Genomic DNA, 21,882 nt, shown 5'->3' with positions numbered 1-21,882 from the left:
CATGCCGATCGAAATTCTCATGCCCGCTCTCTCGCCGACCATGGAAGAGGGCAATCTTTCCAAATGGTTGAAGAACGAGGGCGACAAGGTCGTCGCCGGCGATGTCATCGCCGAGATCGAAACCGACAAGGCGACGATGGAAGTCGAAGCCGTCGATGAAGGCACGATCGGCAAGATCGTGGTTCCCGCCGGCACCGAAGGCGTCAAGGTCAACGCGGTGATCGCCGTGTTGCTGCAGGACGGTGAAAGTGCAGGCGATGTCGAAAAGAGCGGCAAGCCTGCCTCCACCCAGGATGCCGTTTCCGCTGGCGGTCAGCGGACCGATGCAGCCGAGGAAGGTACAAAAGCGGCTCCCCAGGATGCCGGCGAGGCTCCGAAGGCAGTTCCCGCCGCTCCGGCGGCCAAACCTGCCGCCGATCCGGATATTCCCGCCGGCACCGAGATGGTCTCGACCACGGTGCGCGAAGCGCTCCGAGATGCCATGGCTGAAGAAATGCGCCGCGACGGCGATGTCTTCGTCATGGGCGAGGAGGTCGCGGAATACCAGGGCGCCTACAAGATCACGCAAGGGCTGCTGCAGGAATTCGGGCCGCGCCGCGTCGTCGACACGCCGATCACCGAGCACGGCTTTGCCGGCGTCGGCGTCGGTGCGGCGATGGCCGGCCTGAAGCCGATCGTCGAGTTCATGACCTTCAACTTCGCCATGCAGGCGATCGACCAGATCATCAACTCCGCGGCCAAGACGCTCTATATGTCGGGCGGCCAGATGGGCGCACCGATCGTGTTCCGCGGACCGAACGGTGCGGCCGCCCGCGTCGGCGCCCAGCATTCGCAGTGCTATGCCGCCTGGTACAGCCATATTCCCGGCCTGAAGGTGGTGATGCCGTACACGGCTGCCGACGCCAAGGGCCTGCTCAAGGCGGCGATCCGCGATCCGAACCCGGTCATCTTCCTTGAAAACGAAATCCTCTACGGCCAGTCCTTCGACGTGCCGAAGCTCGATGATTTCGTGCTGCCGATCGGCAAGGCGCGCATTCACAAGCAGGGCAAGGACGTCACCATCGTCTCGTTCGGCATCGGCATGACCTATGCCATCAAGGCGGAAGCCGAACTGCGCGGCATGGGCATCGATGCCGAGATCATCGATCTCCGGACCATCCGCCCGCTCGACCTCGACACCGTCATTGCCTCCGTGAAAAAGACCAACCGCCTGATCGTGGTGGAAGAAGGTTTCCCGCAGAACTCGGTCGGCGACCACATCGCCAACCAGGTTTCGCAGCGCGCCTTCGATTTCCTCGACGCGCCGGTCATCACCATCGCCGGCAAGGACGTGCCGATGCCTTATGCGGCGAACCTCGAAAAGCTGGCTTTGCCCAATGTCGGCGAGGTCATAGAGGCGGTCAAAGCCGTCACGTATCGCTGACGGTCTTTCTTGCGGGGGAGGCAGAAATGGCGACGATGGCAGATGTGAGGAGAATAGCTTGGTCTCTATTTTGGCGGAGCTTCCTGTCTAGTATCGCTTGTGGATTTGTTGCTGGCGCGATTGTTGGGTTCGTCATTGGGTTCATTGGCGGTTTTTTTGGACTTCGCCATGAGGCAATTCAGGTACTGAGCTCTGTTGGGGGAGCATGCCTTGGGCTTGTAGCATCATTCCTTTGTTTGAATTTCTTCTTGGCCCGATCGATTGGCAAGGAATTCAAAGGCAAACGTCTAGAACTTGCCGTGGTTAGCCCGGCTGGCTTGCAGGGAGAGTAACTATGCCAATCAACATCACCATGCCGGCACTCTCGCCCACGATGGAAGAGGGCAATCTTTCCAAGTGGCTGGTCAAGGAGGGCGACAAGGTTTCGCCGGGCGACGTGATCGCCGAGATCGAGACCGACAAGGCGACGATGGAAGTCGAGGCCGTCGATGAGGGCACGGTCGCCAAGCTGGTCGTTCCGGCCGGCACCGAAGGCGTCAAGGTCAATGCGCTGATCGCCATTCTCGCCGGCGAAGGCGAGGATGCAGGGGCGGCGGCAAAGGGTGGTGGCGATGCCGCGCCCGCGAAAGCCGATGCCAACCAGGATAAGGCGTCAATCTCCCTACCCGTGGGGGAGATGTCGACGAAGTCGACAGAGGGGGGCGCTGTCCCGCCGACCTCTCAGTCTGTCGCGCCCCCCTCTGGCCTGCCGGCCATCTCCCCCACAAGGGGGGAGATCAGCCAATCGTCAGGCGAGCGCACTTTCGCCTCGCCGCTGGCGCGGCGCATAGCCAAGGACGCCGGCGTCGATGTGTCCGCTGTGAGTGGCACCGGCCCGCATGGCCGTGTCGTCAAGGCCGATGTCGAGGCGGCGATTGCCGGCGGTGGCGCCAAGGCTGCACCGGCCGCGAAAGCCGCACCTGCCGGCGCTCCGGCACCTGCGGCTCCGGCTGCGGCACCCAAGGCGACGTCGGACGAACAGGTGCTGAAGCTGTTTGCCGAAGGGTCCTATGAGCTCGTCCCGCACGACAATATGCGCAAGACCATTGCGCGCCGCCTGGTCGAGGCCAAGACAACCATCCCGCATTTCTACCTGACGCTCGACTGCGAGCTCGATGCGCTGCTGGCGCTGCGCACACAGATCAATGCGGCGGCTCCGATGAAGAAGACCGACAAGGGCGAAGTGCCCGTCTACAAGCTGTCGGTCAACGACATGGTGATCAAGGCGATGGCGATGGCGCTGATGGCGGTGCCGGATGCCAATGCGTCGTGGACCGAAAGCGCCATGGTCAAGCACAAGCACGCCGATGTCGGCGTTGCCGTGTCGATCCCCGGCGGCCTGATCACGCCGATCATCCGCCACGCCGACGAAAAGACACTGTCCACTATCTCCAACGAGATGAAGGATCTGGCGAGCCGTGCCCGCAGCCGCAAGCTGAAGCCTGAGGAATATCAGGGCGGCACGACGGCTGTCTCCAATCTCGGCATGTTCGGCATCAAGGACTTTGCCGCCGTCATCAACCCGCCGCATGCGACGATCCTGGCGGTGGGTGCCGGCGAGCAGCGGCCGGTGGTCAAGAATGGCGAGATCAGAATCGCCAATATCATGTCGGTGACGCTGTCGACCGATCACCGCGCCGTCGACGGTGCGCTCGGCGCCGAACTTCTGGTCGCCTTCAAGCGCATGATCGAAAATCCGATGGGCATGCTGGTCTAGGAAGGAAAAAGGCTGTGCGGAAATTCGTCACCAGCCTTTTCGCCCTGATCCTTTCCGGCCTGGCCGGCGGGCTGGTGGCGCTGTGGCTGGCAATCGTCACCAATGCGAATTCCGAATACATCCTGGTCTTCATGGTTTCGGCGCTGGTCACCATCGTTGCGACCGTGGCGTTTTTCATCGCGCAGTTCGTGCCAAACCCGCAAAGGGCGATAAACCTGACGGGGCTTGTTGGGGTTTCGTTGTTCGTGCTGGCCGGAATCGGGCTGATTGCCTGGACCTTCTCGCAGCCGCCTGGCAAAGCCCAGTGGTCGGGCGATCTCCCCGTTGTCGCCGGTCTGTTTTTGCCAAGCATCGCCACGGTTATCGTGCAGTGGCTGTTCGTGGGATGGCGCGTGCGGCGCGGGCTTAGGGCGGAGGCGGGTGCGGGTGCATGAAGACGATCCTCTGCTACGGCGATTCCCTGACCTGGGGCTATGACGCGGCGAGCCTCGGGCGTCATGCGCTGGAAGATCGCTGGCCGAGCGTGCTCAAGGCGGCGTTGGGCGACGATGATATCGAAGTCATTGCCGAAGGTCTGAACGGCCGCACCACGGCTTTCGACGATCACCTGGCTGGTGCCGACCGCAATGGCGCCAAGGTGCTGCCGACGATCCTGACCAGCCATGCGCCGCTCGACCTGATCATCATCATGCTCGGCGCCAACGACATGAAGCCCTGGATCCACGGCAATCCGGTCGCGGCCAAGCAGGGGGTGCAACGGCTGATCGACATCGTGCGCGGCCACGATTATCCGTTCGACTGGGCCGCGCCGCAAATCCTGATCGTCGCGCCACCAGCGGTCAGCCGCACCGACAATGCCGAATTCAAGGAAATGTTTGCCGGCGGCGACGAGGCCTCGAAGCGGCTGGCGCCGCAATATTCCGCGCTCGCCGACGAGGCCGGCTGCGGCTTTTTCGATGCCGGCACGGTGGCCGAGACCACACCGATCGACGGGGTCCATCTCGATGCCGAAAACACGCGCAATATAGGTGACGCATTGGCGCCATTGGTGCGTGTGATGCTGGAACTCTAGAGAAAATCAGGGAGAAACCCCGTGGCTGAATCCTACGACGTCATAATCATCGGCTCAGGCCCCGGCGGCTATGTCACGGCGGTGCGCTCCGCCCAGCTCGGCTTCAAGACGGCGATCGTCGAGCGCGAGCATCTCGGCGGCATCTGCCTCAACTGGGGCTGCATCCCGACCAAGGCGCTGCTGCGCTCGGCCGAGATCATGCACTATTCCGATCATCTGAAGGACTACGGCCTGAAGCTCGAAGGCGGCAAGGTCAGCGCCGACACGGCCGCTGTCGTCGACCGCTCGCGCAAAGTGTCGTTGAGGCTCAATGGCGGCGTCGCCTTCCTGATGAAGAAGAACAAGGTCGACGTTATCTGGGGCGAGGCCAAGCTCTCCAAGCCGGGTGAAATCGTCGTCTCCAAGACGGCGAAGAAGCCGATGGAGCCGCAGCCGCCGGTGCCCAAGGGCGTCAAGGGCGAGGGCACCTATACCGCCAAGCACATTATTCTCGCCACCGGCGCCCGGCCGCGCGCGCTGCCCGGCATCGAGCCGGACGGCAAGCTGATCTGGACCTATTTCGAGGCGATGGTGCCGAAGGAGATGCCGAAGTCGCTGCTGGTCATGGGTTCGGGCGCCATCGGCATCGAGTTCGCCTCCTTCTACCGCACCATGGGCGCCGAGGTGACGGTGGTCGAGCTGTTGCCGGCGGTGATGCCGGTCGAGGATGCCGAGGTCTCGAAATTCGCGCAGAAGCAGTTCGAGAAGCAGGGCATGAAAATCATCCTCGAGGCCAAGGTGACCAAGGTCGAGAAGGGTGCCAACTCGATCACCGCCCATGTCGAGATGAAGGACGGCAAGGTCGAGAAGATCACCGCCGACCGCATGATCTCGGCCGTCGGCGTGCAGGGCAACATCGATAATCTCGGCCTCGAGACGCTCGGCGTGAAGACCGATCGCGGCTGCGTCGTCATTGACGGCTATGGCAAGACCAACGTTCCCGGCATCTACGCTATCGGCGATGTCGCCGGACCGCCGATGCTCGCCCACAAGGCCGAGCATGAAGGCGTGGTCTGCATCGAGAAGATCGCCAATTTCCCCGGCGTGCATGCGACAGACAAGCTGAAGATCCCGGGCTGCACCTATTGCAACCCGCAGGTCGCCTCGGTCGGGCTCACCGAAGCCAAGGCGAAGGCCGAAGGCAAGGACATCCGCGTCGGCCGTTTCCAGTTCGGCGCCAACGGCAAGGCGATCGCGCTTGGCGAGGACCAGGGCTTCATCAAGACCATCTTCGACAAGAAGACCGGCCAGCTGCTCGGCGCGCATATGGTCGGCGCCGAGGTGACGGAGCTGATCCAGGGCTTTGTCGTGGCGATGAACCTGGAGACCACCGAGGAAGAGCTGATGCACACCATCTTCCCGCATCCGACGCTGTCGGAGATGATGAAGGAAAGCGTGCTCGATGCCTATGGCCGTGCGCTCAACGCGTGATAAATTGGTGCCGCGAGACTCAGACGCATGCGCCGGAGGAACCTTACGGCAAGACAGTTCGTTTCCGGATGCATTTTCACCTGACACTGGAGGAGTTGGCATATGGACGTGAATGGCGTGGGCTGGATTGCGGCCATCATCATCGGCGGTTTGGCCGGGTGGCTGGCCGAGATGGTCATGAAGAGCAATACCGGCGTCTTGATGAACATCATTATGGGCATTGTCGGCGCGGTGGTGCTGAACGCAATTCTCAGGGCGCTCAACATCGAACCCTTCGGTGTCGGCTGGCTCGCCTACCTGATCACCGGCTTCATCGGCGCCTGCCTGCTGATCTTTGCCGGGCGGCTCATTCGCCGATAAAACGGCTCGCCGTTTTATCTCGTTCTTCTGACGCAATTCCGGACGGAAAACCGTGTCACACTTTTCCTGGAATTGCTCTGGATCCCCGCTATGCGAAAAAGGCTGTGGCGGCATGCGCCGCCGCAGCCTTTTTCTTTGCACCGAAAAGTCCTAGATGACGCCAGAAGGGCGAATGCCGACGGGCAGACGCCAACAAGTCAGGTTTGAGATGGTCACTGTTCTCGACACGATCGCCAACGCGCCGCGCCTGCGGCACCCCGAGAAGGCACACAAGCCTGATCAGGACGTGCTGCGCAAACCCGACTGGATCCGCGTCAAGGCGCCGATGTCGAAGGGCTATGCCGAAACTCGCGAGATCGTGAAGTCGCACAAGCTGGTCACGGTGTGCGAAGAGGCCGGCTGCCCCAATATCGGCGAGTGCTGGGAAAAGAAGCACGCCACCTTCATGATCATGGGCGAGATCTGCACGCGCGCCTGCGCCTTCTGCAATGTCGCCACCGGCATTCCGACCGCGCTCGATGCCGATGAGCCGGCGCGTGTCGCGCATGCCGTCAAGCAGATGGGGCTGACCCATGTCGTCATCACCTCGGTCGACCGCGACGATCTCGCCGATGGCGGCGCGCAGCATTTCGCCGAGGTTATCCGGGCGATCCGGGCAGCGACACCTCTGACCACGATCGAAATCCTGACGCCCGATTTCCTGCGCAAGGAAGGCGCGCTGGAGATCGTCGTGGCGGCCAAGCCAGATGTCTTCAACCACAATCTCGAAACCGTGCCGTCGAACTACCTGACGGTGCGGCCGGGTGCCCGCTATTTCCACTCGATCCGGCTGTTGCAGCGGGTCAAGGAGCTCGATCCGTCGATCTTCACCAAGTCCGGCATCATGGTCGGCCTCGGCGAAGAGCGCAACGAGATCCTGCAGCTGATGGATGACCTGCGCTCGGCCAATGTCGACTTCATGACCATTGGCCAGTATCTGCAGCCGTCGAAGAAACACCACCCGGTGATCCGCTTCGTCACGCCGGAGGAGTTCAACTCCTTCGCGACGATCGGCAAGACCAAGGGTTTCCTGCTGGTGGCGTCGAGCCCGCTGACGCGCTCCTCGCATCATGCCGGTGACGATTTCGCCAGGCTGCGGGCGGCGCGTGAGGCGCAGCTCAAAAAAGCCAGTTAAATCCTGCTTCAATGCCGAAATTCGAAGCCACACGCCGCGTTGCCCACACGCCGGAGCAGATGTTTGCGCTGGTTGCCGATATCGAGACCTATCCTGAATTTCTGCCGCTGTGCGAGGCGCTGACGGTGCGCTCTCGCAAGGAGCGTGATCGCCGCACCATTCTCCTCGCCGATATGAGCATCGGCTACAAGGCGATCCGCGAGACCTTTACGACGCAGGTGCTGCTGAAGCCGGACGAGAACACAATCGACGTCAAATACATCGATGGGCCGTTCAAATATCTCAGCAATATCTGGCGCTTCGAGCCGGCCGACGGCGGCGGCTGCAACGTTCGCTTCTTCATCGACTACGAGTTCAAGAGCCGTATCCTCGGCGTGTTGATGGGCACCATGTTCGATCGCGCCTTCCGCATGTTTTCCGAAGCCTTCGAAAAACGTGCGGACGTCATCTACGGAACGACGCCCATCTCATGAGTGTCGCCGAGCGCGCGCAGGCCGATCTCCAGCGCATGCTTGACGGTCTCACGGCGGATGAAGTCGCGGCCATTGTCGGCAAACATATTGAGCTCGGCAGCCACCGGCCCACCTCTTAGGGCAACTCCGAACCAGACGAGGCCGACCGGTTTTTCCGGCGAGCCGCCGCCTGGGCCGGCAATGCCGGTGACGGCAAGCGCAAGCCCGGCGCGCGAGCGGGCCAGAGCGCCCTCCGCCATCTCCAGAACCGTTTCGCGCGAGACGGCGCCATGCGCCTCGAGTGTGGCGGGCGAGACGCCGAGCATCTCCATCTTTGCTTCATCGGAATAGGTGATGAGGCCGCGATCGACGACAGCGGACGAGCCGGCAATGTCGGTCAGTGCCGAGATGATCATGCCGCCGGTGCAGCTCTCGGCCGTCGCCAGCATGATGCCGCGTTGCTGGCAGACCTGGAGCAGGGCGTTGGCAAGATCGCTGTTGTTCATGCGGGAACCTCCCCGGGGAAGACGACACTGGCGGTGGCGATGGCGGCGATGCCTTCCTCGCGGCCGACAAAGCCGAGTTTCTCGTTCGTCGTCGCCTTGATCGAGATGCGATCGCTGGAAATGCCCAGCATCGCCGACAGCGCATTGGTCATGGCCCCGCGATGCGGGCCGACGCGCGGCGCCTCGCAGATCAGCGTGATGTCGGCATTGGCGATGCGGCCGCCGCGTTCGCGCACCAACCTGGCCGCATGCTCGACGAAGTTCTTTGACGCCGCGCCCTTCCATTGCGGATCGGAAGGCGGGAAATGCGTGCCGATGTCGCCGGCGCCGCAAGTGGCGAGCAGCGCATCGGTCAGCGCGTGCAGGCCGACATCGGCATCCGAATGGCCGGAAAGCTTCTTGCCGTGCGGAATGGCGACGCCGCACAGGGTGACATGGTCGCCGGCCTCGAAGGCGTGCACGTCATAGCCATTGCCGGTGCGAATGTCTGGAAAACGCTCGCCAGTAAGCCGTTGATCCGCCATCGCGATATCCCTTGCCCAGGTCAATTTGACATTGTCCGGCGACCCCTCGACGATTTTTACCGGAATATGCGCCCATTCGGCGATCGCGGCATCGTCGGTGAAATCCGCCTTGCCGAGATGATGGGCCTTTTCATGCGCGGCGAGCAACGGCCAGAACGGAAAGCCTTGCGGCGTCTGGGCGGCATGAAGGCCGTCCCTTGGCACCGTCTCTTCGATCATGCCGGTCGTCGACTCGCGCTTCAGCGTATCGGCGACGGGCAAAGCGGGCAGCGCGCCCTGCCGCTCGCCAATGGCGGCGATGGTACGGTCGATCAGGGCCGCGTCGACAAAGGGCCGCACCGCGTCATGGACAAGGACACGGCCGGGCGTACGGTCCCTCAGCGCCAGCAGGCCGAGCCGGACCGATGCCTGGCGCGACTCGCCACCGACCACGGCGGTAACCCGCTCGGCATACAGGCCGGCTGCCTTGTCGAAAAGCGCGCGGTCATCGGCATGGATGGCGACGACGACGGGGCCAATTTTGGGATGCGCCAGGAACGTCTCCAGCGTGCGCGCGATAACGGCACGGCCGCCGATGCGCTGATATTGCTTCGGCCCGTCGGCCTGTCCGGCACGCGCGCCGCGGCCGGCTGCAACGATGACCAAGCCGACCTTGTCGGTCGTCGCCTCGGCCGGTTTTTCGCTTGCGTCTGTCATGCCGAGAGGCTTAGTCGCGGCTTATGGCGAAGGCCAGCATTTTCCCAAATGCGCCGCAATGTGACGTCATTGCGCGTTGCACAATGCCTTTCTTATGGCTAGAGAATGTGCAGCAATCCGATATGCTTGGTTTTTGTGCATGCCTGAAGTGACAAAATTGGCTTCGCCGCTCGACGTTGGCGGCGTGACGATCCGCAACCGCGTCTTCCTCGCGCCCATGTCGGGAATAACGGACGAGCCGTTCCGGCAGCGCGCCGACGCGCATGGCGCGGGCCTGGTCGTGTCGGAAATGGTGGCGAGCGGCGAGCTTGCCAAGGGCAGGGTCGGATGCGACCTGCGCATCCGTCATTCCGGGCTGCCCGTCCATATGGTTCAGCTTGCCGGCCGCGAGGCCGAGCACATGGCCGAGGGCGCGCGCATCGCTGCCGGCGAGGGCGCCGACATCATCGACATCAATATGGGCTGCCCGGCCAAGAAGGTGACCGGCGGCTATGCCGGCTCGGCGCTGATGCGCGATCTCGACCATGCGCTGTCGCTGATCGAAGCGGTGATCGGCGCGGTCCAGGTGCCGGTCACGGTCAAGATGCGGCTCGGCTGGGACGACAATGCGCTCAATGCACCCGTCTTGGCGCGCCGCGCCGAAGAGGCCGGTGTTAAAATGGTGACCGTGCATGGGCGCACGCGCTGCCAGTTTTATCAAGGCAAGGCCGATTGGGGCGCCATCGCCCGCATCAAGGACGCCGTCTCGATCCCGGTCGTCGCCAACGGCGATGTGGGCTCGCCCGCGGAGGCCGCCGAAATCCTTGAACAGTCGGGCGCCGACGCGGTGATGATCGGTCGTGCCCATTATGGCGCGCCATGGACGGCGGGCCGCATTGCGGCGACGGCTGCGGGCGACGCGCTCTCCGGCGTGCCGGAAAGCCCGCAAGCCATGGCCGACTACATCGTTTCCCACTACGAGGACATGCTGACGCTTTACGGCGTCGAAAGCGGCTTGCGCCAGGCGCGCAAGCATCTCGGCTGGTATCTCGACCGCCACGCTGCTGGCGTTTCCGATGAGCGGCGGAAAGCCATCCTCACCTCTTTCGAACCCGCCCGCGTCATTGCCTTGCTGCATGAGGTGTTTTCCGGCGAAGCCACGCCCTTGCGGAGCGCCGCATGAACGCCACCGTCACACCGAGCTCCGACATGGCGGATGCCGCCAGTATCGTGCTGAACACCATCCGCCGTCCGGTCATCATGGTCGATCCGGACGGGTTCATCACCTACGCCAATGCCGATGCGGAAGACTTCTTCCGTTCAAGTGCCAACATGCTTGCCCGCAACACACTGTCCAAGCTGATCCCGTTCGGCAGCCCGTTGCTGCAGCTGGTCGATCAGGTGCGCGAGCGCCGTGCGCCGGTCAACGAATACCGTGTCGACGTGTCGTCGCCGCGTCTCGGCATCGAGAAGGTCGTCGATCTCTATGTCGCGCCGGTGCCGGAATTCCCAGGCTCGATCGTGGTGATGTTCCAGGAACGCTCGATGGCCGACAAGATCGACCGGCAGATGACACACAGGGGTGCCGCGCGTTCGGTCACCGGCCTTGCCGCCATGCTGGCGCATGAGATCAAGAACCCGCTGTCCGGCATTCGTGGCGCCGCACAGCTGCTCGAACTCTCGGCGTCCGACGAGGATCGCGCGCTGACCCGCCTCATCACTGACGAGACTGATCGCATAGTCTCCCTCGTCGACCGCATGGAAGTGTTTTCCGACGAGCGGCCGATTGACCGCTATCCTATCAACATCCATGTCGTGCTGGACCATGTGAAGGCAATCGCGAAGAACGGTTTTGCCAAGAGAATCAGGATAATGGAGGACTATGATCCATCATTGCCTCCGGTTTTCGCCAACCGCGACCAACTGATCCAGGTGTTCCTCAACCTGGTCAAGAACGCCGCCGAGGCCATCGGCGGCGACCCACAGGGGGAGATCGTGCTGTCGACCGCGTTCAGGCCGGGCATCCGCGTGTCCGTTCCCGGAACCCAGGACCGCGTGTCGCTGCCGCTTGAATTCTGCGTGCGCGACAATGGTTCGGGCGTTTCGGAAGACATTCTGCCGATCCTGTTCGATCCGTTCATCACCACCAAGCCGAACGGCTCGGGGCTCGGCCTGGCGCTGGTGGCGAAAATCGTCGGCGAGCATGGCGGCATCATCGAATGCGATTCGACGCCGCGCGGCACCACCTTCCGAATCCTGATGCCGGCCTGGAAAGAAACACCCATCGACACTGCCGATGATGAAGGCGAAGGAGACCGCAAATGACGGTTCGCGGCAATATTCTCGTCGCCGACGACGATGCGGCCATCCGCACCGTGCTCAATCAGGCGCTGTCGCGCGTCGGCCATGAGGTGCGCGTGACCTCCAACGCCTCGACGCTGTGGCGCTGGGTGGCGGCGGGCGAGGGCGATCTGGTGATCACCGACGTTGTCATGCCGGACGAGAACGCCTTCGACATGCTGCCCCGCATCAAGAAGGCCCGGCCGGAGCTGCCGGTCATCGTGATGAGCGCGCAAAACACTTTCATGACGGCGATTCGTGCTTCCGAAACAGGTGCTTATGAATATCTGCCGAAGCCGTTCGACCTGACCGAGCTGCTCAACATCGTCAATCGTGCGCTGTCAGAGCCGCGCCGACCGAAGATCGATACGCGACCGGAAGAACAGCCTGACGCCATGCCGCTGGTCGGCCGCTCGGCCGCCATGCAGGACATCTACCGCATGCTGGCGCGCATGATGCAGACCGATCTGACGGTGATGATCTCGGGCGAGTCCGGCACCGGCAAGGAATTGGTGGCGCGCGCGCTGCACGAATATGGCCGCCGCCGAGGCGGTCCGTTCGTCGCCATCAACATGGCGGCAATCCCGCGCGACCTCATCGAATCGGAACTGTTCGGTCATGAGAAGGGTGCCTTCACCGGCGCACAGAACCGCTCGACAGGCCGCTTCGAGCAGGCCGAGGGCGGCACGCTGTTCCTCGACGAGATCGGCGACATGCCAATGGAGGCGCAGACGCGGCTGCTGCGCGTGCTGCAGCAAGGCGAATACACCACTGTCGGCGGGCGCACCCCGATCAAGACCGATGTGCGCATCGTCGCCGCCACCAACAAGGATCTGCGCACGCTGATCAACCAGGGGCTTTTCCGCGAGGATCTGTTCTATCGCCTGAATGTCGTGCCGCTTCGGCTGCCGGGCTTGCGTGAGAGATCGGAAGACATTCCCGATCTGGTGCGGCATTTCTTCAAGATCGGCGCCAGCGAAGGCTTGCAGACCAAGCGCATTTCGACCGGCGGCATCGAATTGATGAAGCGCTATCCGTGGCCGGGAAACGTGCGCGAGCTGGAAAACCTGGTGCGCCGGCTTGCGGCGCTCTATTCGCAGGACGAAATATCAGCCGAGATCATCGAGGCCGAACTGAAGACAGGCGAAAGGCCGGTCATTCCCGGCGGCGGCAATTTGATCCCGGACGATCTGTCCATCGGCCAGGCGGTGGAGCACTTCCTGCAGCGCTATTTCGCCTCTTTTGCCGGTGATTTGCCGCCGGCAGGTCTCTATCAACGCATCTTGTCGGAGGTCGAATATCCGCTGGTCCTTGCCTCGATGACGGCAACCCGCGGCAACCAGATCAAGGCCGCCGAACTGCTGGGCCTCAACCGCAACACGTTGCGCAAGAAGATTCGCGAGCTGGGTGTCAACGTGTACAAATCGTCGAGATCATGAGCGCCTGCTGCCCGAAGTGACGCGAGGTCATCCCCTTTTCAGGGGATCGGCGGCCGAAAGATTTCCGTCACGGCCACACTTGTTGCATAATCGCCACAATGCGTTGCATACATCCAACGCAATCACTGGCTCTTAGACGGCGACATGGCTTCGCAAGCTCTCACATCAAACGAACCGCTTTTCAGCAGACCCGGCCAGAGGGATGGACGGCGGCTGCTTGCGTTGCCTGGCGTTGTGGCAATTGCCGGCGCGCTGGTTACGGCGGCAATCTCGTTTGCCATTCTTGTCGGCGCCACGCCGATCACGCCAGACGCAAACACAACGCTGACGCTGATTGCGGCCAATGCCTTATTTGTGCTGGCGCTGATTGCTCTGGTCGGCCGCGAGGTGCATCGCATCACCATGGCGCGCCGGCACGGCAAGGCGGCGTCACGGCTGCATGTGCGCATCGTGACGATGTTTGCGCTGGTCGCGGCCATCCCCGCCATCATGGTGGCCATCATTGCCTCGATCACGCTCGATATCGGCCTCGACCGCTGGTTCGAAATCCGCACCAAGGCGATCGTCAACTCGTCGCTGTCGATCGCCGACGCCTATGTGCAGGAAAACGCTCGTAATCTTCAGGGCACGACGCTGTCGATGGCCTATGATCTCGACGCCTCGCGCACGCTTTACGGCCTCGATCGAACCGGCTTTCTCGACCTGATGAACAAGGAAGCCGTGGGCAGGAGCCTGGTGCATGCGGCGCTGGTCAGGGAAGACGGCTCCTTTGTCATGAGCGCGAAGACCGATGCGGATTTCTCTATGCCGCCACCGCCGGAGGGCGCGGTCAGCGCCGCGGCCGACGGCAAACCGGTGCTGATCGAGCCGAAGACGCGCAACATCATGGGCGCCATCATCAAGCTGCGGGAGATCGAAGGCCTCTACCTCTACACCAATCGCCTGGTCGACCCCGAAGTGATCAAGGCGAGGGCGATCGTCCAGTCCAACACCGCCGAATATCGCGGCCTGGAAGACAACAGGCGGACGTCGCAGGTGGCGTTCGCGCTGCCCTATCTGTCACTGACGCTGATCATCATCCTGTCGGCCATCTGGACCGGCATAGCGGTGGCCGACCGTCTGGTGCGGCCCATCCGTCAACTCATCGGCGCGGCTGACGAGGTTGCGACCGGCAATCTCGATGTCGCCGTTCCGGTACGGCCTTCCGACGGCGATGTCGCCTCGCTTGGCGATACGTTCAACAAGATGCTGCTGGAGCTTAAATCGCAGCGCAACGAGATCCTGTCGGCCAAGGATTTGATCGACGAACGGCGTCGTTTCTCGGAAGCGGTGCTGGCCGGCGTCACCGCCGGCGTCATCGGCGTCGATCCCTACGGCATCGTCTCCATCGTCAACAAATCGGCCGAAACGATGCTGGCCATATCGGCCACGGCGGCGCTGGGGCAGAACCTGTCCGCCGTGCTACCGCATGTCGGGCGTGTCTTCGAGATCGGCCGCAAATCCGGCAAGCCGGTCTATCGCGAGCAGGTCACCTTCTATCGCACCGGCGCCGAGCGTACCTTCAACGTGCAGATCACCATCGAGGCCGGCGACGACGGCGAGGAGGAGAAATCCTACGTCGTGACGGTCGACGACATCACCGATCTCGTCCAGGCACAGCGCTCGTCGGCCTGGGCGGATGTGGCGCGGCGTATCGCACATGAAATCAAGAACCCGCTGACGCCGATCCAGCTCTCGGCCGAGCGCATCAAGCGACGCTTCGGCAAGGTCATCACCGAGGACCGCGAGATTTTCGACCAGTGCACCGACACGATCATCCGGCAGGTCGAGGATATCGGCCGCATGGTCGACGAGTTCTCGGCTTTCGCCCGCATGCCCAAGCCCGAGATGAAAGCCATCGATCTGCGTGAATTGCTGCGCGAGGCGTCGTTCCTGGTCGAAGTCAGCCGCGCCGACATTGCTTTCGAACGCGTGTTCGGCAACGAACCGCTCAAGGGCACGTTCGATAGCCGATTGATGGCGCAGGCTTTCGGCAACGTCATCAAGAACGCGGCCGAGGCGATTGACGGGCTGGAACAAAAGGACGGTTCGCACGGCATAATCCGGATTCAAGCTGCCCGGCAGAATGGCGCGATCAGAATCGACGTCATCGACAATGGCAAAGGCTTGCCGCGCGAGAACCGCCAAAGGCTGCTCGAGCCCTACATGACGACGCGCGAGAAGGGCACCGGGCTCGGTCTCGCCATCGTCAAGAAGATCGTGGAGGACCATGGCGGGCGGCTCGAATTGCACGATGCGCCCGCGGATTTCCACGGTGGACGCGGCGCGATGATCTCGATCATCCTGCCGCCAGCTGCCGCAACCGCGCCGCCACGCGGTCAAGGCGAAACGGAACACGAACGAGAAACTGAAAAGGTCGGTAATGGCGTCTGATATTCTCATCGTCGATGACGAGGAAGACATCCGTGAACTCGTCGCGGGCATATTGAGCGACGAAGGGCATGAAACCCGCACGGCATTCGATGCCGACAGCGCGCTCGCGGCAATCGCCGACCGGGCGCCGCGGCTGATTTTCCTCGACATCTGGTTGCAGGGCTCGCGCCTCGACGGGCTGGCGCTGCTCGACGAGATCAAGACGATGCATCCGAGCCTGCCGGTGGTGATGATCTCCGGCCACGGCAATATCGAGACAGCGGTGTCGGCCATCCGCCGCGGCGCCTATGATTTCATCGAGAAGCCGTTCAAGGCCGACAGGCTGATCCTGATCGCCGAGCGGGCGCTCGAAACCTCGAAATTGCGGCGCGAGGTGTCCGACCTCAAGCAGCGCAGCGGCGAAACCTTCGACCTGATCGGCATGTCGTCGGCGATGAGCCAGCTGCGCCAGACCATCGAGCGCGTGGCGCCGACCAACAGCCGCGTCATGATCATCGGTCCGTCCGGCTCGGGCAAGGAGCTCGCCGCGCGCGCCATCCACACGCTGTCGACGCGCAAGGGCGCGCCCTTCGTGACGCTGAGCGCGGCCAACATCACGCCCGAGCGCATGGAGATCGAGCTGTTCGGTACCGAATCGAACGGCACCGAGCGCAAGGTCGGCGCGCTTGAAGAGGCGCACCGCGGCATTCTCTACATCGACGAAGTGGCCGACATGCCGCGCGAGACGCAGAACAAGATTTTGCGCGTGCTGGTCGAACAGCAGTTCGAGCGGGTCGGCGGCACCAAGCGGGTCAAGGTCGACGTCCGCATCATCTCCTCGACCTCGCAGAACCTGGAGGCGATGATCGCCGACGGCCGTTTTCGCGAAGACCTCTATCACCGCCTGGCGGTGGTTCCGGTCATGGTGCCGGGCCTGGCCGAGCGGCGAGAGGACATTCCCTATCTCGTCGACAATTTCATGAAGCAGATCGCTCGCCAGGCCGGCATCAAGCCGCGCCGCATCGGCGACGATGCGCTTGCCGTGCTGCAGGCGCACAACTGGCCGGGCAATGTCCGCCAGCTGCGCAACAATGTCGAACGGCTGATGATCCTGGCGCGTGGCGACGATATCGATGCGCCGATCACCGCCGACCTGTTGCCGTCGGAGATCGGCGATGTCATGCCGCGCACGCCGAACCAGTCCGACCAGCACATCATGGCGCTGCCGCTGCGCGAGGCGCGCGAACAGTTCGAGAAGGACTATCTGATCGCCCAGATCAACCGTTTCGGCGGCAACATCTCGAAGACGGCCGAATTCATCGGCATGGAGCGCTCGGCGCTGCACCGGAAACTGAAGTCGCTGGGGGTCTGACCCCCGTTGTTGTTGGTCCAGCGGGCTGTGGCCCATTCAATTGCCGGTTACGGCAGCGGCGGAATCGCATAGAAAAACCGGGACTTTTCTGAGGGATCACCCATGCCGCGCATTACCTATGTGAACGGGCGCTATGTCGCCCATGCCGACGCTGCCGTGCATATCGAGGATCGCGGCTATCAATTCGCCGACGGCGTCTACGAGGTCTGCGAGGTGGCGCAGGGCTTTATCGTCGACATGCCGCGCCATCTTGCCCGGCTGAGCCGCTCCCTTAGCGAATTGTCGATCGACTGGCCGGTCACCAAGGGTGTGCTGCCGCTTCTTCTGCGCGAAATCGTCCGGCGCAACCACGTCGTCAACGGCCTGGTCTATGTCCAGGTTACGCGCGGTGTTGCCAGCCGCGACTTCGTTTTCCCCGCCGATACACCGTCATCGCTAGTGATTACGGCCAGAAAGGCCGACCCGGCGGCGGCCGCCAAGCGAGCCGAGGCGGGCATCAAGGTCATCACCGTGCCGGAAAACCGTTGGGACCGGGTCGACATCAAGAGCACCGGCCTGCTGCCCAACGTGCTGGCCAAGCAGAAAGCCAAGGAGGCCGGCGCCCAGGAAGCCTGGTTCGTCGACACCGATGGCAACGTCAAGGAGGGCGGCTCGTCCAACGCCTGGATCGTTACAAGGGACGGCGTTCTGGTCACCCGGCCGGCGGAGCATGGCATCCTGCGCGGCATCACCCGCACGACCATGTTCGAAGTGGCGGCAAAGCTCGGGTTGACGATCGAGGAGCGCGGTTTTTCAGTCACTGAAGCCAAGGCTGCGCGAGAAGCTTTCATCAGTTCGGCAACGACAATCGCCATGCCGGTCGTGGCAATCGACGGTGCCGCGGTCGCCAATGGGCACCCCGGTTCGATAACACTTTCATTGCGGCAAGCCTTTTTTGACGTTGCGGAAAAAAGTCCAGCCTGATAACCGCACAGACGGACTGCACATCAATATATCTCGTTCTGCTTGTCGTTACTGACGGCAAGGGGGTGTTTGCAAGCTTGACATGTGCCCGCTAATTTGGCGCATTAGCCTGCAAACCGAAGGGGATCGGCGAAAGACAAGAACAATGGCGGAACGATCGCAAAACCTTCAGGACCTGTTCCTGAATTCTGTTCGCAAGAGCAAAAATCCACTCACCATCTTTCTCATCAACGGCGTCAAGCTGACCGGCGTGGTCACTTCCTTCGACAATTTTTGTGTTCTGCTGCGCCGTGACGGCCACTCCCAGCTCGTCTACAAGCATGCCATTTCCACGATCATGCCGAGCCAGCCGGTTCAGATGTTCGATGGCGAGGAAAGCCAGGGCGCCTGATTGGCACGTGAAAAAGACGCGGACCGCGGCGTCCGCGGGAAACCAGCACATAATTCCGGGACGGAAGCCACAGGTCCGACCCGGGCGGTTGTCATCGTGCCGGTGCTTACCCGGCATCAGCGCAACGATGACGAAACGAACCGTCCACGGCTGACGCGTTCGGCGGATGCGCGCCACGACGAAGCGGTCGGCCTTGCCCGCGCCATCAACCTGGATCTGATCCACACGGCGGTGGTCACCGTCAACGATCCACGCCCGGCAACCTTGCTCGGCAGCGGCAAGGTCGCGGAATTCGCCGAGATCGTCAAAGAGGGTCACGCGGAGGTGGTCATCGTCGACCATCCGCTGACGCCGGTGCAGCAGCGCAATCTCGAAAAAGAAATGAATGCCAAGGTGCTCGACCGCACCGGATTGATCCTGGAGATTTTTGGCGAGCGCGCGCGGACCAAGGAGGGCACGCTGCAGGTCGAACTTGCCCATCTCAACTACCAGAAGGGCCGCCTGGTGCGGAGCTGGACCCACCTTGAACGCCAGCGCGGCGGAGCCGGCTTCCTCGGCGGCCCCGGCGAAACCCAGATCGAATCGGACCGGCGGCAGCTGCAGGAAAAAATCATCAAGCTCAAGCATGAGCTGGAAACGGTGCGCCGCACCCGCGACCTGCACCGCGCCAAGCGCAAGAAGGTGCCGTTCCCGGTGGTGGCGATCGTCGGCTACACCAATGCCGGAAAGTCGACGCTGTTCAACCGGCTGACCGGGGCCGACGTGCTGGCCGAAGACATGCTGTTTGCAACGCTCGACCCGACGCTGCGCCGCGTGCGCCTGCCGCACGGCACGCCGATCATCCTGTCGGACACAGTCGGCTTCATTTCGGACCTGCCGACGCATCTGGTCGCCGCCTTCCGGGCCACGCTGGAAGAGGTCGTCGAGGCCGATCTGGTCATCCACCTGCGCGATATCTCGGATCCGGATACCGCAGCGCAAGCCGAGGACGTCGAGCGCATTCTCGCCGATCTCGGCGTCGATGCCGGCGATGCCAAGCGCGTCGTCGAAGTGTGGAACAAGGTCGACCTTCTCGACGACGGCAACCGCGAGCGCCTGCTCGCCGACGGCACTGACGCCAACAAGGCGCCGCCGATCGCCATCTCGGCCGTCACCGGCGAAGGCATCGATGCGCTGAAGGCGCTGATCGAGACCAGGATGTCGGGCGAACTCGAGGAATTGACGGTGACGATCGAACCGGCGCAGTTCGGCCTTGTCGACTGGCTCTACCGCAATGGCGACGTGGTTTCGCGGGTAGACAATGAGGATGGCAGCGCGACCATCGCGCTCAAGGCCACGCACACCGCCCGGCAAGAGATCGAAAGCCGATTGCACCGCAAAAACAGGCAGTAAGCCTGATTATTTCGCGCTCTTGGCCTGCTGCCAGAGCGCTTCCATTTCGTCCAGCGTGGCTTTTTCGAGCGTGCTTCCGGACGCATCGATCGCGCGCTCGACATAGTGGAAGCGCGAGCGGAACTTTTCGTTGGTGCCGCTGAGCGCCGCTTCCGAATCGAGCTTGAGGTGACGCCCCAGATTGACGACGGCAAACAGCATGTCGCCGAATTCGTCCTTGATCTCAGCGGTTTCGCCCTTGGCCAGCGCCTCGCGCAGTTCGCCGATCTCTTCCTCGATCTTGTCGAGGATGGGGGCTGCCTCGCTCCAGTCGAAACCGACACGTGCTGCCTTTTCCTGCAGCTTCAGCGCACGAGTCAAAGCGGGCAGGGCGACGGGCACGCTGTCCAGGAAACCCTTGCCATTGTCCTCGGGGTCGAGGCCGCGGGCGAGGCGCGCACTTCGCTTTTCGGCTTTTTCCTCAGCCTTGATCTTTTCCCACATGCCCTTTGCCATGCCGGCGCTGCGTGCCTTCTCGTCGCCGAAGACATGCGGATGGCGCCGGATCATCTTGGTGGTGATGGCCTCGACCACATCACCGAAGGCAAAATCGCCGGCTTCCTCAGCCATCTGCGCGTGGTAGACGACCTGCAGCAGGAGATCGCCTAATTCGTCGCGCAGATCGTCGAGATCGCCGCGCGCAATGGCGTCCGCCACCTCATAGGCTTCCTCGATCGTATAGGGTGCGATGGTCGAGAAATCCTGCTCGATGTCCCAGGGACAGCCGGTCTTCGGCGCCCTGAGCGCCGCCATGATCTCGATCAGCCGGGAAATGTCGCGCGAAGGTTTCATGCGGCGAATGCTATCCCGCTGCCTGTCGTGCGGCCAACGCTGTCAGCTGGCGGCCTGACCTTGTCCACAGCTCAGCCGTATCAGCCGAGTACCGACACAACCGCCTTGGCGAGGTCATCCATGCCGTCCTCGGGCAGGCCGGCAACGTTGATGCGGCTGTCGCCGACCATGTAGATGCCATACTCGGCACGCAGCCGCTCGACTTGCGTCTCGGTCAGGCCAAGCCTGGAAAACATGCCGCGATGGCTGGCGATGAAATCGAAGCGGTCGGAGTTGGACTGCCGGCGCAGCGCGTCGGCGAACTGGACCCGCAGCCTCAGCATGCGCAGCCGCATCTCCTCCAGCTCCGCCTCCCAGTCGGCGCGAAGGCCATCATCTTCCAGCACCATGCGCACGGCGGCGGCGCCGTGGTCCGGCGGCATCGAATACATGGCGCGCGCCGCCGCCAGCATCTGGCTCATCGCGACATCGGCTTGCGCGCTATCCTTCGCCAGGATCATCGCCGCGCCGACGCGGTCGCGGTAGACGGCAAAGTTCTTCGAGCAGCTCGAGGCAACGACCATTTCAGGCACCTTGCCCGCGAGAAGGCGCAAGCCGGCCGCATCGGCGTCCAGGCCTTCGCCAAAGCCCTGATAGGCAATGTCGACAAAGGGCAACAGCCGGCGCTCGACGACAAGATCGGTGACGCTGGCCCATTGCGCGATATCGAGATTGGCGCCGGTCGGGTTATGGCAGCAGCCATGCAGCAGCACGATATCGCCGGGCTCGGCTGCGCCAAGCGTTGCCAGCATCTCGTCGAAGCGCACCGCGCCGGAAACGGCATCGAAATAGGGATAATCGCGCACCTTGAGGCCGGCCCCGCGCATCACCGGCGGGTGGTTCGGCCATGTCGGGTCCGACAGCCAGACGGTTGCGTCGGGGCGGGTCCGCTTCAACAGCTCCGCCACCAGCCGCAGCGCGCCGGAACCGCCAGGCGCTTGCGCGGCGCGGATGCGCGTCATATCGGCAGCGGGGCCGAGGGCCAGCTTGACCATCGCCGTGTTGAAGCCGGTGTCGCCGGCAAGGCCGAGATAGGTCTTGGTGTCCTGGTCCTGCAGCAACCGCTTCTCGGCCTCGCGCAGGGCGCGCATGACCGGCGTCCTGCCGTCGCGGTCCTTGTAGACGCCGACGCCGAGATCGATCTTGCCGGGGCGCGGATCGGCGCGATAGAGGCCGATCAAGGCGATGATCTTGTCAGCCGGGGCAGGTTGCAGGGTCTCGAACATCAATACGGCTCCAATGGCGGCGGAGTAATACGCAAAGCGGCCGCGTTTCGCCAGTGCTTCCATCT

At 62.9% G+C, this 21,882-nt stretch carries 21 protein-coding genes; 17 read left to right on the top strand and 4 right to left on the bottom strand.

What is annotated here, in order from left to right; translation table 11 throughout:
• Position 1 precedes the first annotated feature (1 nt).
• The 9 genes from AC3EML_RS21090 (at position 2) to AC3EML_RS21050 (ending at position 7,728) form a co-directional block, all read left to right on the top strand.
• Positions 2-1,423 carry a pyruvate dehydrogenase complex E1 component subunit beta gene (locus AC3EML_RS21090; protein WP_023682558.1) on the top strand — a complete coding sequence of 474 codons (1,422 nt, stop codon included), beginning with the start codon at positions 2-4 and terminating at the stop codon, positions 1,421-1,423.
• 26 nt (positions 1,424-1,449) lie between these two features.
• A complete protein-coding gene (locus AC3EML_RS21085) occupies positions 1,450-1,755 on the top strand; it encodes a hypothetical protein (RefSeq protein WP_023714177.1) in 306 nt (101 codons plus the stop codon).
• 2 nt (positions 1,756-1,757) lie between these two features.
• Positions 1,758-3,179, top strand: coding sequence for a pyruvate dehydrogenase complex dihydrolipoamide acetyltransferase (locus AC3EML_RS21080; RefSeq protein WP_352520378.1), 1,422 nt, complete (start codon positions 1,758-1,760; stop codon positions 3,177-3,179).
• 14 nt (positions 3,180-3,193) lie between these two features.
• On the top strand, positions 3,194-3,613 hold the full coding sequence (locus AC3EML_RS21075) for a hypothetical protein (RefSeq protein WP_023668917.1): 420 nt from the start codon (positions 3,194-3,196) through the stop codon (positions 3,611-3,613).
• Positions 3,610-4,251 (top strand): SGNH/GDSL hydrolase family protein, encoded by a 642-nt coding sequence (locus AC3EML_RS21070; protein WP_023682555.1) that lies wholly within the window; start codon positions 3,610-3,612, stop codon positions 4,249-4,251. The genes AC3EML_RS21075 and AC3EML_RS21070 overlap by 4 nt, the downstream gene beginning before the upstream one ends.
• A gap of 21 nt (positions 4,252-4,272) precedes the next feature.
• Positions 4,273-5,721, top strand: a complete 1,449-nt coding sequence (gene lpdA, locus AC3EML_RS21065) for a dihydrolipoyl dehydrogenase (RefSeq protein WP_023668919.1) — start codon at positions 4,273-4,275, stop codon at positions 5,719-5,721.
• Between the two features lie 102 nt (positions 5,722-5,823).
• The gene (locus AC3EML_RS21060; protein ID WP_023668920.1) at positions 5,824-6,081 is read left to right on the top strand and encodes a GlsB/YeaQ/YmgE family stress response membrane protein; all 258 of its coding nucleotides are present in this window, start codon (positions 5,824-5,826) and stop codon (positions 6,079-6,081) included.
• Between the two features lie 208 nt (positions 6,082-6,289).
• Positions 6,290-7,255: a lipoyl synthase gene (lipA, locus tag AC3EML_RS21055; RefSeq protein ID WP_023688453.1), complete on the top strand. Its 966-nt coding sequence runs from the start codon at positions 6,290-6,292 to the stop codon at positions 7,253-7,255.
• A gap of 11 nt (positions 7,256-7,266) precedes the next feature.
• Positions 7,267-7,728 (top strand): type II toxin-antitoxin system RatA family toxin, encoded by a 462-nt coding sequence (locus AC3EML_RS21050; RefSeq protein ID WP_023736661.1) that lies wholly within the window; start codon positions 7,267-7,269, stop codon positions 7,726-7,728.
• Here AC3EML_RS21050 and AC3EML_RS21045 read toward each other — a convergent pair.
• Entirely contained in the window at positions 7,704-8,213 is a 510-nt protein-coding gene (locus AC3EML_RS21045; RefSeq protein ID WP_023696095.1) for a CinA family protein, read from the bottom strand. The genes AC3EML_RS21050 and AC3EML_RS21045 overlap by 25 nt on opposite strands.
• Entirely contained in the window at positions 8,210-9,433 is a 1,224-nt protein-coding gene (locus AC3EML_RS21040) for a bifunctional 2-C-methyl-D-erythritol 4-phosphate cytidylyltransferase/2-C-methyl-D-erythritol 2,4-cyclodiphosphate synthase (RefSeq protein WP_352520377.1), read from the bottom strand. The genes AC3EML_RS21045 and AC3EML_RS21040 overlap by 4 nt, the downstream gene beginning before the upstream one ends.
• 139 nt (positions 9,434-9,572) lie before the next feature.
• Between AC3EML_RS21040 and dusB the strand changes: the two genes are divergently transcribed.
• From dusB to hflX, 8 genes are all read left to right on the top strand, one after another.
• The gene (gene dusB / locus AC3EML_RS21035) at positions 9,573-10,595 is read left to right on the top strand and encodes a tRNA dihydrouridine synthase DusB (RefSeq protein ID WP_023668925.1); all 1,023 of its coding nucleotides are present in this window, start codon (positions 9,573-9,575) and stop codon (positions 10,593-10,595) included.
• A complete protein-coding gene (locus AC3EML_RS21030; protein WP_352520376.1) occupies positions 10,592-11,737 on the top strand; it encodes a two-component system sensor histidine kinase NtrB in 1,146 nt (381 codons plus the stop codon). Before dusB ends, AC3EML_RS21030 begins: the two co-directional genes overlap by 4 nt.
• On the top strand, positions 11,734-13,191 hold the full coding sequence (gene ntrC, locus AC3EML_RS21025) for a nitrogen regulation protein NR(I) (protein ID WP_023668927.1): 1,458 nt from the start codon (positions 11,734-11,736) through the stop codon (positions 13,189-13,191). The genes AC3EML_RS21030 and ntrC overlap by 4 nt, the downstream gene beginning before the upstream one ends.
• A gap of 144 nt (positions 13,192-13,335) precedes the next feature.
• Complete coding sequence (locus AC3EML_RS21020; protein WP_460222007.1) at positions 13,336-15,624, top strand: sensor histidine kinase NtrY-like; 2,289 nt, start codon at positions 13,336-13,338, stop codon at positions 15,622-15,624.
• Complete coding sequence (ntrX, locus tag AC3EML_RS21015) at positions 15,614-16,975, top strand: nitrogen assimilation response regulator NtrX (protein WP_023668929.1); 1,362 nt, start codon at positions 15,614-15,616, stop codon at positions 16,973-16,975. The genes AC3EML_RS21020 and ntrX overlap by 11 nt, the downstream gene beginning before the upstream one ends.
• Positions 16,976-17,077: 102 nt before the next feature.
• Positions 17,078-17,938: a D-amino-acid transaminase gene (locus AC3EML_RS21010; RefSeq protein ID WP_023701734.1), complete on the top strand. Its 861-nt coding sequence runs from the start codon at positions 17,078-17,080 to the stop codon at positions 17,936-17,938.
• A 145-nt stretch (positions 17,939-18,083) separates the two neighbouring features.
• Entirely contained in the window at positions 18,084-18,329 is a 246-nt protein-coding gene (gene hfq, locus AC3EML_RS21005; RefSeq protein WP_006202172.1) for an RNA chaperone Hfq, read from the top strand.
• Positions 18,330-19,721, top strand: a complete 1,392-nt coding sequence (gene hflX / locus AC3EML_RS21000; RefSeq protein ID WP_023696099.1) for a GTPase HflX — start codon at positions 18,330-18,332, stop codon at positions 19,719-19,721.
• 6 nt (positions 19,722-19,727) lie between these two features.
• Here hflX and mazG read toward each other — a convergent pair whose 3' ends face one another.
• Positions 19,728-20,552: a nucleoside triphosphate pyrophosphohydrolase gene (gene mazG / locus AC3EML_RS20995; RefSeq protein ID WP_023805230.1), complete on the bottom strand. Its 825-nt coding sequence runs from the start codon at positions 20,550-20,552 to the stop codon at positions 19,728-19,730.
• Positions 20,553-20,632: 80 nt separating this feature from the next.
• Complete coding sequence (locus tag AC3EML_RS20990; protein WP_352520375.1) at positions 20,633-21,817, bottom strand: amino acid aminotransferase; 1,185 nt, start codon at positions 21,815-21,817, stop codon at positions 20,633-20,635.
• Between the last annotated feature and the right edge of the window lie 65 nt (positions 21,818-21,882).

This window comes from Mesorhizobium sp. P170090 (genome assembly GCF_057786115.1).
This window is presented reverse-complemented; position numbering and strand designations above follow the sequence as displayed.